At 74.7% G+C, this 16,453-nt stretch carries 12 protein-coding genes; 6 read left to right on the plus strand and 6 right to left on the minus strand.

What is annotated here, in order from left to right; translation table 11 throughout:
- Positions 1-12: 12 nt before the first annotated feature.
- Positions 13-1,242: an FAD-dependent monooxygenase gene (locus HOP40_RS08570; protein WP_240157585.1), complete on the plus strand. Its 1,230-nt coding sequence runs from the start codon at positions 13-15 to the stop codon at positions 1,240-1,242.
- 65 nt (positions 1,243-1,307) lie between these two features.
- On the plus strand, positions 1,308-2,714 hold the full coding sequence (locus HOP40_RS08575) for a pyridoxal-phosphate dependent enzyme (RefSeq protein ID WP_172156403.1): 1,407 nt from the start codon (positions 1,308-1,310) through the stop codon (positions 2,712-2,714).
- A 1,242-nt stretch (positions 2,715-3,956) separates the two neighbouring features.
- Here the strand turns inward: HOP40_RS08575 and HOP40_RS08580 are convergent.
- Entirely contained in the window at positions 3,957-4,949 is a 993-nt protein-coding gene (locus tag HOP40_RS08580) for an LLM class flavin-dependent oxidoreductase (protein WP_172168081.1), read from the minus strand.
- 5 nt (positions 4,950-4,954) lie between these two features.
- Positions 4,955-5,773, minus strand: a complete 819-nt coding sequence (locus tag HOP40_RS08585) for a glucose 1-dehydrogenase (protein WP_338053052.1) — start codon at positions 5,771-5,773, stop codon at positions 4,955-4,957.
- A gap of 116 nt (positions 5,774-5,889) precedes the next feature.
- Between HOP40_RS08585 and HOP40_RS08590 the strand changes: the two genes are divergently transcribed.
- Entirely contained in the window at positions 5,890-6,282 is a 393-nt protein-coding gene (locus HOP40_RS08590) for a response regulator (protein ID WP_172156408.1), read from the plus strand.
- On the opposite strand, the gene HOP40_RS08595 is transcribed toward HOP40_RS08590, so the two are convergent.
- Entirely contained in the window at positions 6,248-9,193 is a 2,946-nt protein-coding gene (locus HOP40_RS08595) for an ATP-binding protein (protein ID WP_172156410.1), read from the minus strand. The two genes, HOP40_RS08590 and HOP40_RS08595, sit on opposite strands and share 35 nt — an antisense overlap.
- 105 nt (positions 9,194-9,298) lie before the next feature.
- Here HOP40_RS08595 and HOP40_RS08600 point away from each other — a divergent pair, with 105 nt between their 5' ends.
- Entirely contained in the window at positions 9,299-9,928 is a 630-nt protein-coding gene (locus tag HOP40_RS08600) for a response regulator (RefSeq protein ID WP_172156412.1), read from the plus strand.
- Between the two features lie 4 nt (positions 9,929-9,932).
- Here the strand turns inward: HOP40_RS08600 and HOP40_RS08605 are convergent, their stop codons facing one another.
- Positions 9,933-10,883: a helix-turn-helix transcriptional regulator gene (locus HOP40_RS08605; protein ID WP_172156414.1), complete on the minus strand. Its 951-nt coding sequence runs from the start codon at positions 10,881-10,883 to the stop codon at positions 9,933-9,935.
- A gap of 149 nt (positions 10,884-11,032) precedes the next feature.
- On the opposite strand from HOP40_RS08605, the gene HOP40_RS08610 reads away from it, so the two are divergent.
- Both HOP40_RS08610 and HOP40_RS08615 read left to right on the plus strand, forming a co-directional pair.
- Positions 11,033-12,451, plus strand: a complete 1,419-nt coding sequence (locus HOP40_RS08610) for an amidase (protein WP_172156416.1) — start codon at positions 11,033-11,035, stop codon at positions 12,449-12,451.
- 272 nt (positions 12,452-12,723) lie between these two features.
- Positions 12,724-14,514, plus strand: coding sequence for a bifunctional diguanylate cyclase/phosphodiesterase (locus HOP40_RS08615; RefSeq protein ID WP_172156418.1), 1,791 nt, complete (start codon positions 12,724-12,726; stop codon positions 14,512-14,514).
- Positions 14,515-14,525: 11 nt separating this feature from the next.
- On the opposite strand, the gene HOP40_RS08620 is transcribed toward HOP40_RS08615, so the two are convergent.
- Both HOP40_RS08620 and HOP40_RS08625 read right to left on the minus strand, forming a co-directional pair.
- Entirely contained in the window at positions 14,526-15,716 is a 1,191-nt protein-coding gene (locus HOP40_RS08620; protein ID WP_172156421.1) for an FAD-dependent monooxygenase, read from the minus strand.
- Positions 15,717-15,803: 87 nt separating this feature from the next.
- Complete coding sequence (locus HOP40_RS08625; RefSeq protein WP_205347129.1) at positions 15,804-16,397, minus strand: TetR/AcrR family transcriptional regulator; 594 nt, start codon at positions 16,395-16,397, stop codon at positions 15,804-15,806.
- Positions 16,398-16,453: the final 56 nt, after the last annotated feature.

The raw sequence follows: 16,453 nt of genomic DNA on the forward strand, positions 1-16,453 counted from the left end.
AACGGCGACGACGTGACCCCGCGCAGCATCCTGATCTCCGGCGGCAGCATCGCCGGGCCCGCCCTCGCCGTCTGGCTCGAGGCCGCCGGGTGGAGGACCACCGTCGTCGAGCGGTTCGCCGAGCAGCGCGACACCGGCCAGAACATCGACATCCGCGGCGCCGCGCGCGAGGTCGTCCGCCGCATGGGTCTGGAGGACGCCGTCAAAGCGGCGACGACGGGCGAGCGGGGCACCGAGTTCGTCGACGCCCGCGGCCGCGCGCTCGCGTCCTTCCCCGCCGGCACCTCCGACGGGGACGGCGCCACCGCGGAGGTCGAGATCCTGCGCGGTGACCTGTCCCGGCTGCTCGTGGAGCGCAGCCGACCCGGCACCGAGTACGTCTTCGGCGACCAGATCACCGGCCTGGAGGAGCGCGCCGACGGCGTCGAGGTCACCTTCCGGGACGGGCCCACCCGCACCGTCGACGTCGTCGTGATCGCCGAGGGGGTCACGTCGCGGACCCGGGCGCTGGTCCTGCCCGACGCCGACGTCCGCGAGCTCGGCCTCTACACCGCCTACCTGACGATCCCGCGCACCCCGGCCGACACCGACCTCTGGCGCTGGTACAACGCGCCGGGCGGGCGCAGCGTCACCCTGCGCCCGGACAACGTCGGCACGATCCGCGCGGCGGTGTCGTTCCGGTCCGACGTCCGCGGGCTGGCCGACATCGGGCCCGAGGCCCAGGTCCGCGTCCTGCGCCGGACGTTCGACGACGCCGGCTGGGAGACCCCCCGCATCCTCGACGCCCTCGACGGCGGCGCGCCCTTCTACCTCGACTCGCTGGCCCAGGTCCGCCTGCCCGCGTGGAGCCGCGGGCGCGTGGCGGTGGTCGGCGACGCCGCCTACTGCGCCTCGCCGGTGAGCGGGATGAGCACCAGCCTCGCCCTCGTCGGCGCCTACGTGCTGGCGGGCGAGCTCGCCGCGCACGACGACCACCGCGCCGCGTTCGCCGCGTACGAGGAGCGGATGCGGCCCTACGTCGACGACGCCCAGGACCTGCCGCCCGGCGTGCCGTGGATCGCGCATCCGCGCACCCGCCCCGGCGTGGCCGCCCTGCGCACCGCGATCCGCGTCGTCGGCAGCAGACCGGCGCGCCGGGTCGGGCAGGCGGTCGGCGCGGTGGCGGGGCTGTTCTCCGGCTCGTCGTCGGAGCTCGTCGACCTGTCCGGCTACCCCTCCATCGCTGCTTCTACGGCTCTCTAGCGCTGCCGCTACACGGCGTTCGACACCCGGAGAGCGCGCGGGGGCCGCGCTGTCGATGATGGGGCGTGCTCATCCACGACTCCCTGATCGACCTCGTCGGCGGCACCCCGCTCGTCCGGCTGGGCCGGCTCGCGGCCGGGCTCTCCGCGACCGTGCTGGTCAAGCCCGAGTACCTCAACCCGGGCGGGTCGGTGAAGGACCGCGCCGCCACCGCGATGGTGCTCGCCGCCGAGCGCGACGGGTCGCTGCGGCCCGGCGGCACGATCGTCGAGGCGTCGTCGGGGAACACCGGGATCGGGCTGGCGCAGGCCGCCGCCGTCCGCGGGTTCCGGATCGTCGTCGTGCTGCCCGAGACCGTCGCCGTCGAGAAGATGGACGTGCTGCGCGCCTACGGGGCCGAGGTCGTCACGACGCCTGCGAGCCTGCCGCGCGAGCACCCCGAGCACGTCAACCGGCTGGCCCAGCGGATCGCGGAGGAGACGCCCGGCGGCTGGTTCGCCGACCAGTACGACAACCCCGCCAACCCGGCGGTGCACCACGCGACGACCGGCCCGGAGATCTGGATGGCGACCGGCGGGCGGGTGACCCACCTCGTCGCCGGGATCGGCACCGGCGGCACGATCTCGGGCACCGGGCGCTACCTCAAGGAGCAGGGGCCGGTCGAGGTCGTGGGCGCCGACCCCGCCACGTCGGTCTACCACGGCGGCGACGGCAGCCCCTTCTTCGTCGAGGCGGCCGGGCACTACCGCCACACCGCCACGGTGACCGACACCTGGCCGCGGTCCTACCACCGCGACGTCGTCGACCGGATCGAGGTGATCGGCGACCGCGAGTCGGTGCTGACGACCCGCCGCCTCGCCCGCGAGGAGGGACTGCTGGTGGGGGCGTCGTCCGGGCTGGCCGTGGCCGCGGCGCTGCGGGTGGCGCGCGGGCTCGGGCCCGAGCACGTCGTGGTGGCCGTGCTGCCCGACTCCGGCCGCACCTACCTGTCGAAGTACCACTCCGCCGACTGGCTGCGCCGCCTGGGCTTCCTCGACGACGACCGCCCCGGCCTGCTCGCCGACGCCACCGGCCCGGTGCACACCGTCACCACCGAGACCTCGCTCGCCGAGGCCGCCGCGCTGGCCGCGGGCCCGGCGCGCGACCAGCCGCTGGTCCCGGTGGTCCTGCCCGGCCGCGACCCCCGCTTCGCCACCGCCGTCTCCGAGCTCCTCGGTGTGCTCGACCGGGCCGTGCTCGACCGGGCCGTGCTCGACCCGGCCGTGCTCGCCCGCCGGGACCCGGCGACGCCGGTGGGCGAGGTGATGTGCGGCCCGCCCGCCTCGGTGGGCACCGGCGACACGGCGGCCGAGGCCCTCGCCCGGCTCGACGCGGCGGGCGCCGACCACGCCGTGCTGCTGCGCGACGGCCGCCTGGCCGGCCTGGTGACCCGGGCGGAGCTGGCGGCGCGAGCGTTCTCTGCCGGTTTCTAGGACATCACGTAGACACCGCGATGGAGGGGTAGCTCGCGCTCGAGGATCGTTGGGATCTCTCGGGCAGCTCCGTCACGACGACCGGAGGCCCGAGACCACCGTCAGCACGCGGGTCGACGTCCACGAGTACCTCGCCCAGTTGTAGTGCGGCACGTCGAAGACCACGTCGGGCTCCCGCGCGCGTTCCCGGCAGCCGCGCACGTTCCGAACTCGCGCGCGCTTCCGGGGGGCGCGCGGGAGCCGGTTCGGTGCGCGGGAGCCTGCTCGGCGTGCGGGAACCTCACCGGCGTGCGGGAACCTCATCGGCACGCGGCGGCACGAGGCGGCACGAGGCGGCGCCGATGGCCGCGGCGGTGGGGGTGGCCCGGCCGGATGGACCTGGAGCCCCGCCGCGTTGCGCCCACACGGAGCGCGGCCCTGCAGCCACCGGTTCGCGCGCGCCGCGGACGTGTCCCGCGCGCGTACCCGGTTGCCGCGCGCCTTTCATGCTCCCGCGCGCTCCCGGGGCCGCGCGGGAGCCGGTTCGGTGCGCGGGAACCCCAACGGCGCGCGGGAACCGTCGGCGGTGGGCGGCGGCGCGAAGGGCCGCGGTGCGAAGGCCTCGGCGGCGAGGGCGGCTTGGCCGAGCGGGGGCCTGGAGCCCCGCCGCGTCGAGCACACCTGTGGCCGCTCCTCAGCCACCGGTCCGCGCGCGCCGCGGGCGTGTCCCGCGCGCGTTCCCGGTTGCCGCGCGCGTTTCCCGCTCCCGCGTGCCTCCGGGGCCGCGCGGGACCCGGTTCGACGCGCGGGATCCGGTTCGGCGCGGGATCTGGTTCGGTGCGCGGGAACCGTGGCGGCGCGCGGCGGCTCCGAGGGGCCGCGAGCGCGGAGGGCCGCGGCGGCGAGGGTGGCCCGGTCGAGCGGGCACCTGGAGCCCGCCGCCTCGAGCACACCTGTGGCGGCTCTTCGGCCAGCGGTCCGCGCACGCCGCGGGCACTCCCGCGCGCGTTCCCGGCTGCCGCGCGCGTTTCCCGCTCCCGCGTGCCCCCGGGGCCGCGCGGGACCCGGTTCGACGCGCGGGATCCGGTTCGGCGCGGGAGCCGGTTCGGTGCGCGGGAACCCAACGGCGCGCGGGACCTGGTCCAGCACGCGGCAACCGCCGCGAACGACCGACCACCCGTCCAGCAACGAGGTGTGCCGCTCGCGGAGCGCGGTCCGCGGGGGGACGGGCCGCGCTCCGCGAGCGGGTACTGCGAGAGTGGTCTAGCTGGCGTCGACCTTCGGCATGATGTCGTTCTTGATCCGCTTCAGGTCGTCGAGCGTCTTCGACACCGGCACGTCCGCGAACGGCGGCCAGATCAACGGCATCGTCAACCCCGCCTCCTTGTACGACTTGAGCCGGTCGGTGATCTGCCCCTCCGACCCCACCATCAAGTTCGTCACCTTCCCCGCCGGCGACTGGTCCACATCCACATCCGTGATCACCGTCCACAACATCGAACAGATGTCCAGATCATCCACCGACCGCGGCGTGTCCAACTCATCGAGCTCCCGCTGGATCGACCCCCGCCAGTTCCGGATGTCCTCCGGCGAGTCCTGGATCCCGATCCACCCCGACAACCCGTACTTCGCGATCCGCGCCGCCGACCGCTTCGGATCCTTCAACCCCGAGAAGTAAATCGGCGGACCCGGCTGCTGCACCGGCTTCGCCCCGAAACCACACGACTCGAAATCCGCGAACTCCCCGTGGTACTCGAACAGCTCGTTGCCCCAGATCCCCTGCATGATCTCGATCGTCTCCCGCACGTGCTTGTGCCGCTTGGGGAAGATGTGCGCCGCACTCGCCGCCGCGAACTCCTCGGGCATCCACCCCGACCCCACACCCACGTTCAGGCGACCGTTGGACAGGTGGTCGATCGTGGCCAGCTCCGCCGCCAACACCCCCGGCGACCGGTACGGGGTATCGATGATGCTCATCCCGATCCGCACCTTCGACGTCTTCGCCGCCAACCACGGGATCAACGGCATCCCCTGGAACCACTCCCCCCGCGCCGACACCGGCAGCGCCTTGGGCAGGCCCTCCATCATCCCGAACGAGTACTGCAGCTCCTGACGGTCCGAGGACTCCGGCACCACGATCCGGTCCAGCGTCCACACCGAGTCGAAGTCCAGCTCCTCGGCCAGCTCGGTGAGGTCCTCCAACTCCTTCACCGTCACCTTGTCGCGGAAGTTGGGCAGGTAGAGAGCGAGCTTCATGGCCGTCATGCCGCCGTGATCCCGCCGTCGATCACGAGCTCGGAGCCCGTGACCCAGGGCGACTCGTCGGAGGCGAGGTAGAGCACGCCCCAGGCGATGTCCATCGGCTCGCCGGGGCGGCCGAGGGGGTGGACCTGCGAGAGCGCGTCGAAGAAGGCGTCGCGGTCACCGGTGTTGTCGCCGAGGTGCTGCACCATCGGCGTCCACGTGTAGCTGGGGTGCACCGAGTTGATGCGGATGCCGTAGCCCTGCTTGGCGACGTGCAGCGCCGCGGACTTCGTGAACAGCCGCACCGCGCCCTTCGACGCGTTGTACGCGGCGAGGTTGTCGATGCCGACGAGGCCGGCGATCGAGGAGATGTTGACGATCGAGCCGCCCCGCGGGTCCTGCGCCTTCATGACGCGGATCGCCTCGCGGGTGCCGAGGAAGACGGCCTCGCTGTTGATGGCGTTGACGTGCCGCCAGCCCTCGAGGGTGGTGTCCTCGACGTTCGCGTCGAGGACGATGCCGGCGTTGTTGACGACGATGTCGAGGCGGCCGTGCTCGGCGACGATCGCGCCGGTGATCTCGGCCCAGGCGCCCTCGTCGGTGACGTCCTGGTGGACGTAGCTCGCGGTGCCGCCGTTCGCGGTGATGTCCTTGGCGAGCGTCTCGCCCTCGGAGTCGAGGACGTCGGTGAGGACCACCGTCGCACCCTCCTGGGCCATCAGGCGACCCGTCGCCTCACCCAGTCCGCGTGCGCCGCCGGTGATCAGGGCGACCTTGCCCTCAACTCGTCCCACTGCAGTCCTCCGTCGATCTGGTGCGGGTGTGGTGTGCGCCACGCTAGGAGCGGGTACCGGGGCCGAGAAGCGCTCGCGGCACCACCCGCGACTGGTGCATCCGCACCATCTCCCGGGCCCGTCCGAGCCCCTACCGTGCTGCGGGGAGGTGCCGGGGGATGGATGTGATCGCGGTCGACGACGACGCCGCCGGCCTGGAGCTGCTGCGGATGGTCCTCGAGTCCGCCGGGCACCGGGTGCGCACGAGCGCGGACGTCGCGGGCGGCCTGCGGCTGCTCGCCGAGGGCCCGGTGCCCGCGGCGGTGGTCACCGACCTCCTCATGGGCGTCGACCGCGACGGCGGCTACCGGTTGATCAGCCGGATCCGCGCCGACCCCGCGCACGACGCGGTCGCCCTCGTCGCGCTGACCGGCGTGACCAGCGCCGACGACCTGGTGCGCGCCCGGGCCGCCGGCGCCGACGCCTGCCTGTCCAAACCGATCGACGTCGCGGAGTTCCTGGCCGTCCTGCTGCGGGTCAGCGCGGAGCGGGTGCGGGCAGCTGCCGGCTGATCGCCGCGAGCACCTCGTCGATGACCAGCGGCTTGCCGAGGACCGGCACGGACTCCATCCCGGGCGGTGCGGTGCGCCCCCCGGCCGTGACGACGACCGCGGGCGGCACCCCGAGCCCCCGCTCGGCGAGTTCGCGCACGAGGTCCCAGCCGTTGCCGTCGGGCAGCTCGACGTCGATCACGAGCAGGTCGACCGGGTGCTCGACGAGCAGGGACCGCGCCTCCGCACACGTCCGGGCCAGCCCGAGCGACACCGCGGGCCACCGCGACAGCGCCGACGCCAGCAGCTGCCGGCTCGCCCCGTCGTCCTCGAGGTAGAGGACCCGCCCGCGCGGCGCGTGCACCGGGGCGCCGCCCTCGGGACCGTCGACGTCGGCGCCTCCCGGCGGGCACGGGGCCAGCTCCACGCGGAACGTGCTGCCGGCCCCGACGACGCTCTCCACGGCCAGCCGGCCGCCCATCGCGGCGGTCAGCCGCTGCGACAGCGCCAGGCCCAGGCCCGAGCCCTCGGCGCCGGTGTCGCTGGCGCGGTGGAAGGGGGTGAAGAGCCGGTCGAGGTGGTCGGGCCCGATGCCCGGTCCGGTGTCGGTCACCCGCACCGCCCCCCGCTCGACGCCGACGGTCACCCGGCCGCCCGCCGGGGTGAACTTGATGGCGTTGCCCAGCAGGTTGAGCAGCACCTGCAGGAGCCGCTGCCGGTCGGCCCGGACCCACTGCGCCGGCCCGTCACCGGGGCCGCTGAGCACGACGCCCCGCTCCACGGCCAGCCCGGTGACGATCTCCAGCGCCTCCCCCACGACCCCAGACAGGGCGACGGGCTCCGCGGCGAGCCGCAGCTGGCCGGTCTCCGCGCCCGTCAGGTCGATCAGGTCGTCGATCAGCCGGAGCAGGTGGCGTCCGGCGCCGAGGATGTGGCCGACGCCGTCGCGCTGCTGCTGCTCGGTCAGCGCGGCCGCGCCGAGCAGCTGCGCGAACCCGATGACGGCGTTGAGCGGCGTGCGCAGCTCGTGGCTGACGAGCGCGAGCAGGTCGCTCTTCGCGTGGTTGGCCGCCTCGGCGACGGCCCGCTCGCGGCGGGCCTGCGCCACCCGCCTGCGCTCGGTCAGGTCGTACAGCTCGAGGCAGAACAGCCGCGGTCCGCCGTCGTGGCCGCGCACGAGCGAGCCGCCCAGCGCCGCCCACAGCGGCTCCTCGCGGCCGGCGACCCAGAGTCGCACCTCGGCCGGAGGGAGCCGGTCGGCGACGACGGCGGAGACCGCGCCCGACATCGGGTCGAGCACCTCCGCCATCGCCCGCTCGATCGCCCGCGCGTCCTCGGCGTCGACGACGTCGACCAGCCGCAGCCCGGTGACCCGGCGGCCGGCCATGGCCGTGAGCGCGGCGTTCGCCTGCTGGATGCGGCCCCCGGGATCGACGAGGGCGATCCCCAGGCCGGCGGTCTCGAACGTGCTGCGGAACCGCGCCTCGCTCTCGACGAGCTGCTCGTGCAGCTCCGCGGTGCCGATCGCGACGGCGGCCACGTGGGTCAGCCGCTGCACGAGCTCGGTCGCCGCGGCGTCGGGCGTCCAGCTGGTGGCGTGGTAGACCGCGAACGTGCCCAGGACGATCCCCCGGTCGACGTCCAGGATCGGCGTCGACCAGCACGAGCGGAGCCCGTGGCGCAGCGCGACGGTGCGGTAGTCGGCCCACCGCGCGTCGGTGTCGATGTCGGCGGCGATCACCTCGCTGCGCGTGAAGGCCGCCGTGCCGCAGGAGCCCGCGAACGGTCCGATCCGCACGCCGTCGATCTCCGCGCGGTAGGGCTGCGGGAGGCGCTCGCCCGCGCCGTGCAGCAGCGTGCCGGCGGTCTGGTCGAGCAGCAGGATCGAGCAGACGCTGCCCGGCAGGCGCTGCTCCATCGCCGCGACGAGCGCGTCGAGGCTGTGGGCGAGCGGGTCGCGGCGCGCGATGCCCTCGAGGATCCGCACGACCGACCAGTCGGCCTCCGCGACCGGGGAGACCAGCGGCGCCCCCGCCGGCACCGGCCGGGGCGGGGCGGCGGGCAGCCGGAGCCGGACGCGCGTGCCCGGCCCGGGCTCGACCGTCAGGCTCCCGCCGTGGTCGACGGCGAACTCCGCGGCCTCGGTCAGGCCGAGCCCGTCGCCGGGGACCTCCCACCCGGTCGTGAACGGGCGCAGCGCGGCTCCGGCGTCCCAGCCCGCCGGCAGCCCGTGCCCGTCGTCGGTGACGGTGACCTCCACGGCGTCCGGCTCCTGCCGCACCCGGACCTCGATGGCCGCGCTGCCCGCCCGCCGGGCGTTGCCCAGCACGCTGGTCATCGCCCGCGCGAACCGCACGCGGTCGACCAGCACGTGCGCGGCCCGCGGCCCGACCACGCGGACGGTGGGCACCACGTCGCCCGACCGCGCGACCCGGCACAGCGAGCGCAGCACCGGGACGACGTCGAGGGGCTCCAGCGGCCCGCTGCCGGACCGCGCCGCCCGCCCGGCGCGCCACGCGAGCTCGGCCCCCTGGGCGGCGAGGGACTGCAGCTGCCGCGACCGCGCGGGCGCCTCGGCGGCGAGCAGCTGCGCGGCCATCGCGACGGCGGAGGCGTTGCCCGCGATCTCGTGGGCCGCGCGCCTGGTCTCCTCCCGCTGCACCGCGGCCCGGCCGGCCAGCACCCGGGCGGCGGAGCAGGCTGCGGCGAGGAGCTCCGGCGACGGCTCCTCCCCGTCGACGCAGGGCAGCACGACGTCGGCCCCGGCCAGCTGCGCCGCGACCGTCTCCTCCGGGCAGCTCGACCGGGCCAGCGCGACGATGGCACGATCGGGCGACGATCGGCGCAGCGATGCGACCTCGGCGGCGCGGACGACCCGGACCTCGTGCGGATCGACGCCGACGACGCCGTCGGGCCGGAGGACCTCATGCATGGCGTTCCACCTCGTAGCGGGACCCGCAGCGCGCCGGAGCCGGTGGTGACCGCGCCGGCCGTCGCGGCGACCGTAACACCGGGACGCGCGCCCACCGTGCTGCTCGTGGACGATCACCAGATCTTCGGTGAGTTGCTCGGGGAGGCCCTCGCGGCGAACGGGATGGACGTCGTCGGCCTGTGCGGCACCGTCGCCGAGGCCCTCGACGCGATCGCCGCGGCGCCGCCCGACGTCGTCGTCCTCGACCACAACCTGCCGTCGGGGACCGGGGCCGGTGGGGTCGCGGCGGTGAAGCGGCTCGCGCCACGGACGCGCGTGCTCATGCTGACCGCCGCCGAGCAGCGCGGCGTCCTGCAGGAGGCGATGGACGCGGGCTGCGACGGCTTCGTGACCAAGCGGCACAGCGTGGCCACGGTGATCGCCGCGGTCGAGGCCGTGCTGCGCGGCGAGACCCCGATCTCGCCGGACGTCGCCGGGGGTCTCGTCGGCCGCCGCGCGACGACGGTCGGCGGCGACCTGACCCGCCGCGAGGCCGACGTCCTGCACCTCATCGGCGCCGGCCTGGCCAACCAGGACATCGCCGACGAGCTGCGGATCAGCGTCAACACCGTCCGCAACCACGTGCAGCGGGTGCTGACCAAGCTCGACGCCCACTCGAAGCTCGAAGCGGTCGCGATCGCGGCCCGCAACGGCCTGCTCGGGTCCGACCGGGAGCGCACCGACCGCTCCCCGTGAGGGGTCAGGCGCCGACGACCAGCCGCAGGCGGGCTGCCCGGCTCGCGGCCTCGGCGCGGTTGCGGGCGCCGGTCTTCCGCAGGATGTGCTCGACGTGCGTGGCCACGGTGCGGGCGCTGATCCCGCAGCGCTGCCCGATCCGGATGTTGCTGTGCCCCTCGGCGACCAGGGCCAGGACGTGCAGCTCCCGGGCGGTGAGCCCGTCGGGCGGCGGGACCTCCCGGTGCAGGACGACCGTCCCGTCGCCGCTGCGGGCGGTGTCGACGGCGATCACCGCGTCGCCGACGACGAGGTGGGTGGTGCCGTCGGACAGGCCGCCCAGCGGCGGGAGGGCGGCCACGAGGTCGGGCCGCGCCCCGGGCGAGAGCGGCCGCGTCGTGCCGTCGGCGGCGAGCAGGAAGCCCTCGGCCCCGCCACCGCCGACCCCGCCGTCGGCGAGGCGGGCGGTCAGCGGCGACGGCGCGGGCACGGGGTCGATCGCCGCGGCGAGGTCCGGTGAGACCAGGTCCAGCAGGTGCACGACGTCGTCGTCGAGGGTCCCGGCGTGCTGCGAGTTGGCGTTGACCATGCCCACGTAGCGGCCGTCGGAGGCGTACAGGCACTGGGTCACGCCGTCGCGGAAACCGGCCGGGTCGATCACGCGGTCGAACACGGCGCCGTGGCGCTCGCCGGCGGTCAGGTCGCCGATCCGCACCGGCTCGCGCCGCCGCAGGGGCAGCTGGAACAGGGGGTCGTGGTGCCACTCGTCGTCGAAGAACGAGGTGTCCGTGCCGGGGTAGGACGTCGCGAGCGTCCGGTGCCGCCGCGCGGCCGGGTCCCAGGCGGACACGGCGAGGCAGTCGGTGGGCACGATGAGCTGCAGCGACTCCACCACGACCGCCGCGGACCCCGCCGTCCGGCTGCCGTGGCGCCGCAGGAACGCGCGCAGGTCGCGCGCCGCCCGCAGCTGGCTCATGCCCCGCGACGCTAGCCGGGCGACCGCGCCCGGGGTAGCGGTCGATCGGCGCATCCGTCATATCACCGATGCCGCCGCTGCCGACCGCTCCTAGCGTCCCGACCCCACGAGGTGGAGGCCGCGGTGGCCTCACGAGCGCAGGAGGCCCCATGTCCGACGAGCTGAGCTGGATGTCCGCGACGGAGCTGGCGGCGCAGGTGCGCAGCGGCGCGCTGTCGCCGACCGAGATCGCCACGGCCGTCCTCGACCGGGTCGAGCGGATCAACCCCGACCTCAACGCGATCATCCACATCGACCGGGACCAGGTCGTCCGCGACGCCGCCGAGCTGACCGCCGCCGTCGCCCGGGGCGACGAGCTCGGCCCGCTGCACGGCGTCCCGTACACGATCAAGGACCTGACGAACGTCGCCGGGCTGCCGACCACGTTCGGCATGGTGCCGCTCAAGCACAACACCGCCACCGAGGACGCCGTGCTGGTGTGGCGGATGCGCGAGGCGGGCGGGCTGTTCCTGGGCAAGACCAACACCCCGGAGAGCGGCTACTACGGCGGCACCGACAACCACCTGTTCGGCCCGACCCACAACCCGTGGAAGCGCGGCCACAGCGCGGGCGGCTCCAGCGGCGGCGCCGCCGCGGCGGTGGCGGCCGGCCTCGGCCCGCTCGCCGAGGGCAGCGACGGCGCCGGATCGGTCCGCATCCCGGCGTCGCTGTGCGGGGTGGTCGGGCTCAAGCCGACCACCGGCGTCGTCCCGCAGACGATCCTCGCCGGCCGGTACTACAACTGGGCCTACCACGGCCCGATCACCCGGACCGTCGCCGACAACGCGCTGATGCTCGACGTCGTCGCCGGGCCCGACCACGCCGACCCGCTGTCGATCCCGCGCGTCGAGCAGTCCTACATCGCCGCGCTGAGCGGCGGCGTCTCCGGGCTGCGCGTGGCGTTCTCCCCCGACCTCGGCCTCGGCTGCCACGTCGACCCGGAGGTCCTGGCCGTGTGCCGGGAGGTCCTCCCGGTCCTCGAGGGGCTCGGTGCCACCGTCACCGACGCGACCCCCGGCTGGGGGCCGGCGTCCGAGGCGATGTGGAACGGCATCTGGGTGCCCGGCTTCGCCTCCGAGCACGACCTGCTCGACTGGGAGTCGCTGCACGGGCAGGTCGACGACAACCTGATCGCGCTCATGCGCGAGGGCGAGGCCCTGACCGGCGTCGACGTCGGACGGGCCGACGTCTTCCGCGGCGGGATGTGGGACACCTGGACCCGGTTCATGGACGACTACGACGTCCTCGTGTCCCCGACGCTGTGCAGCGCCACGATCCCGCTCGACCGGTTCGCCCCCGAGTGGCTCGACGGCGCGTCGCTGCGGGAGCAGCTGCTCGACTGGCTGCTCACCTACCCCTACAACATGCTCAACAACCCGGCGATCACCGTGCCGGCCGGGTTCACCGCCGACGGGCGGCCGGTCGGGCTGCAGATCGCCGCGCGCCACCACCAGGACGCGCTCGCGCTGCGCGTCGCCGCGAACGTCGAGCAGGCCCGTCCCTGGGCCGACCGCCGGCCGCCTGTCTGAACGGTCGGGAGAGGGTTGATCACGCCCGCCGGGGTTGGTGTACTCCCGCATCGGGGGAACGGACCCCGGCGAGCGACCCTCCGGAGGTCCCGACTCGAACGCCCTCTACTCCTCTAACGTCCTCACCGTGCCCTGGTCGGTCGAGGTCGTCGAGCGCGTCCTCGGTGCGTGACGCCGTCACTCCGACGGGTGAAGCTCGTCGGTCCGTGACACGTTCGGACCGGTCGACCCGATAGCCGCCTGTACGACCTCGACGAAGGCCGGTGAGCGCGATGAGCGGTGTGACGGCGCGTCCTGCGCGCCCGCCCGCGCCCGCCACCCCGTCGAGGACGTTCGACGCGGCCTGCCAGCGGGTCGTCGACCACCTGCGGCGGCACGTCCCGCTCGCGTTCTGGTCGGTGAGCCGCCACGTCGACGACCAGCAGGTGCACCTGCGCGTGCACGACGAGTTCTACGGGACGTCGTCGGGACACGCCCAGCCGTGGTCGGAGTCGTTCTGCCGGCACGTCGTCGACGGGTCGGCGCCGCCGATCGCCCCGGACGTCCGGGAGGTGCCGGCGTTCGCCGCCGCCGCCGGGTTCGCCGAGATCGGGGCCTACGTCGGCGTGCCGATCCGCGACGTCGACGGGTCGGTCTTCGGCATGATCTGCGGCCTCGACCCCCGCCCGTACCCGGACCCCGGGCAGCTGCACGCGCACCGGCCGCTGCTCGACGTGCTGGCCGAGCTGCTCGAGCAGATCCTGCACGCCGACCACCTGCGCGTCGAGGCCGCCGCCCGCGAGGCCGAGCTGCACTGGCGGGCCCACCACGACCACCTCACCGGGCTCGCCAACCGGGCCGGCTTCCTGCAGCGCCTCACCGACCTGCAGCGCTCCGGCCGGCACCGGCCGACGGCGGTGATGCTCATCGACCTGGACGACTTCAAGGCCGTCAACGACACCTTCGGCCACACGGGCGGCGACGAGCTCCTCGTCCTCGTGGCCGACCGGCTCCGGGGCGTCGTCGACCCCGCGGACCTGCTGGCCCGCCTCGGCGGCGACGAGTTCGCGGTCATCGTCGACCACGCCGAGCCGCAGGCCCTGGCCGCGAAGGTGGTGGCGGCGCTGCAGCAGACCGTCACCCTCGCCGGGAGGCGGATCCGGCTCTCCGCCACGGTCGGCGTCGCCGAGCTGGGCCCGAAGGGCTCGACGGGCGGCGTCGACAACGCGGTCGCCCGCGCCGACACGGCGATGTACGAGGCCAAGCGCAGCGGGAAGGGCCGGTACGTGGTCTTCGACCCGTCGATGGCGCTGCCCGCGTCGATCGACCTGGCGTTCGGCGAGCCGCTGCAGCGTGCGATCACCACCGGCACGATCCAGGCCGCCTACCAGCCGATCGTCACGCTGCCCGACCGCGTCGTCGTCGGGTTCGAGGCCCTCGCCCGCTGGCCACACGAGGGCGACGTCGTCCGGCCCGGTCTGTTCATCCCGGTCGCGGCGCGCCTCGGCCTGCTCCCCGCGCTCACCGACCACATGCTCGCCACCGCCGTCCGCCGGCTCGCGCACTGGAACGCGCAGCTCGGGCACCAGGACATGCACGTCGGGATCAACGTCTCGCCGCTGTGCATGGGCGACCACGACTTCCCCGACCGCGTCGCCGCGTGCCTGCGCGAGCACCGGGTCGATCCCGGGCAGCTGACGCTCGAGATCACCGAGGAGGCGCTGCTCCACGACCTCCCCACCGCGACCGCCGTGGCCGGACGGCTCGCCGACATCGGGGTCCTGCTCGCGCTGGACGACTTCGGCACCGGGTACTCGTCGCTGCTGCACCTGCGGCAGATCCCGCTGCGGGCCATGAAGATCGACCGCGGGTTCCTGCACGACATCGACACGAACGTCGACACCGCCCAGTTCGTGAAGGCGCTCCTGAGCTTCGGCGCCGACCTCGGGATCGCGGTCGTGGTGGAGGGCGTCGAGCGGGAGGCGCAGGCCGAGGTGCTGGTCGACCTCGGCTGCACCCTGGCCCAGGGCCACCTCTTCGGCCCCCCGGCGCCCGCGGACTCCTGGGACCTCGGCCGTCCCTAGCGGGCCGCCACCTAGCCGACGAGGGCCCCGGAGTCCGGTACCCCGGCGTAGTCGGGGAGCTCGTCGCCGTTGATCGCGCGGTCGATCAGCGCGGCGAACCCGTCGGCGTCGAGCTCCGGCCCCGGCTCGGCGCCCGGGATGCCGAGGCTGTGCACGTGCATCCGGCCGATCTCCTGGTTGGCCTCGACGAACGACCGCAGGCGCGCCTCGTAGCCGGCGAACCCGGCGTCGGGGTCCCACCCGGCGGCCGCCAGCTCGCCGGCCAGCACGTACGCGCCGACCAGGGCCATCCCGGTGCCCTGCCCCGACATCGGCGACGCGCTGAACGCCGCGTCCCCGAGCAGCCCCACCCGCCCGCTCGACCAGCGGTCCATCACCACCTGGGCGACCTGGTCGAGGTAGAAGTCCGGGGTGTCGTCGAGGTGCGCGAGCATGCGCGGCGCCAGCCAGCCCAGGCCCTCGGCCCGCTCGCGCAGTAGGCGCTTCTGGCCCTCGAGGTCGCGGTGGTCGACGGCGAAGTCGGCCGCGGGGAAGGAGAACGTGGCCATGGCCCGGGTGGCGTCCTGGATAGGGCGCAGGGCGGCGCCGCGCCCGGAGTCCTGGTGGTCGAGCAGCCAGCGGTCGAGCCCGAACTCGTTGGGCACGCTGTAGAAGGCCAGCACCAGCCCGAGGTGGCGGACGAACCGCTCGTGCGGCCCGAACACCATCGACCGCAGCCCCGAGTGCAGCCCGTCGGCTCCGATGACCAGGTCGAAGCGCCGGCGGCCACCGCTCTCGAAGACCACGTCGACCCCGTCCGCGTCCTGCGTGAGCCCGGCGATCCGGTCGCCGAAGACGTACTCGACGCCGTCGCGCGTGTCGTCGTGGAGCACCCGCGACAGGTCCCCGCGCAGGATCTCGATCTCGGCGATGAACCCGTCGCCGCCGTCGTCGTCGGCGCGGAAGGTCTCCAGCACGGTGCCGTCCGCGTCGACCGTGTGCGCCCCGGCGGTGTCGGTGCGGGCCGCGCGCACCTCGGCGTCCAGCCCCATGCGCCGGATGACTTCCCTGGCCACCCCGCGGGCGTCCACCGCCTGCCCGCCGGGACGCAGCCCGGGTGCCCGCTCGACCACGGTCACCTCGGCTCCGCGCCGGCGCAGCCAGTGGGCCAGCGCCGGCCCCGCGATGCTCGCTCCCGCCACCAACACCCTGGTACCGCTCACCCTTGCTCCTTCGTCGATCGGTCGGGGCTCGTCGAGGGGAAGACGCCGGCGGGGCCCGGGAGTCATCGGTCGGATCCCGGGGGAAGCTCAGTCCCTCGTCGTGATCGCGCGCAGCACGAGCGCGATCGCGCTGTCGACCCTCTCGTGCAGCACGGAGTCGGGCTCCCGCACCCACCGGAAGACCGCGCCCTGGAGCACGTCGCTGAGCGCGCGCGCCGCCACCGCGACGTCCGCCCCGCGGTCGATCTGCCCGTGCTCCTGACCGTCCCTCAGCATCGGGGCGATGTCGGCCAGCAGCTGCGACTCGTACCGGGCCGGCCCGAGCGCGGCGGTCCAGCCGAGCATCATCTGCCGGCTCAGCTCGGGTTCGGACTCCACCGCCTCGCTGATCACGCGGAAGTAGGCGCGGACGCCCTCGGCGACGTCGTCGGTGCCCCCGTGCTCCACCACGTCGATCGCGCTGTCGGCCATCTGCCGGACCCACAGCATCGGGATGTCGCCCTTGTTGGGGAAGTGGTTGAACGCCGTCCGGCGGGAGGTGCCGGCCGCCTCCGCGATGTTCGCCATCGTCGTGTCCTCGTAGCCGCGGTCGACGAAGAGCCGCGCCGCCGCGTCGTAGAGGGCCTGGCGGGTCCGGGCGGCGCGGGGGTTCGAGAGCGGGGGCGGGGGCTCAACGGGCACGTCGCATCGCTCTTCCCGGTGCTCCCTTGACACGATCTGCACCCGAGTGCAGTCTG

It is taken from the genome of Pseudonocardia broussonetiae (assembly GCF_013155125.1).
In the GTDB taxonomy this organism is placed as follows: Bacteria; Actinomycetota; Actinomycetes; order Mycobacteriales; family Pseudonocardiaceae; genus Pseudonocardia; species Pseudonocardia broussonetiae.

Coding starts and splice junctions, on each gene's coding strand:
- HOP40_RS08610 (WP_172156416.1), top strand. CDS start 11,033: ATGTCCGACGAGCTGAGCTGGATGTCCGCGACGGAGCTGGCGGCGCAG.
- HOP40_RS08580 (WP_172168081.1), bottom strand. CDS start 4,949: ATGAAGCTCGCTCTCTACCTGCCCAACTTCCGCGACAAGGTGACGGTG.
- HOP40_RS08590 (WP_172156408.1), top strand. CDS start 5,890: ATGGATGTGATCGCGGTCGACGACGACGCCGCCGGCCTGGAGCTGCTG.
- HOP40_RS08595 (WP_172156410.1), bottom strand. CDS start 9,193: ATGCATGAGGTCCTCCGGCCCGACGGCGTCGTCGGCGTCGATCCGCAC.
- HOP40_RS08605 (WP_172156414.1), bottom strand. CDS start 10,883: ATGAGCCAGCTGCGGGCGGCGCGCGACCTGCGCGCGTTCCTGCGGCGC.
- HOP40_RS08615 (WP_172156418.1), top strand. CDS start 12,724: ATGAGCGGTGTGACGGCGCGTCCTGCGCGCCCGCCCGCGCCCGCCACC.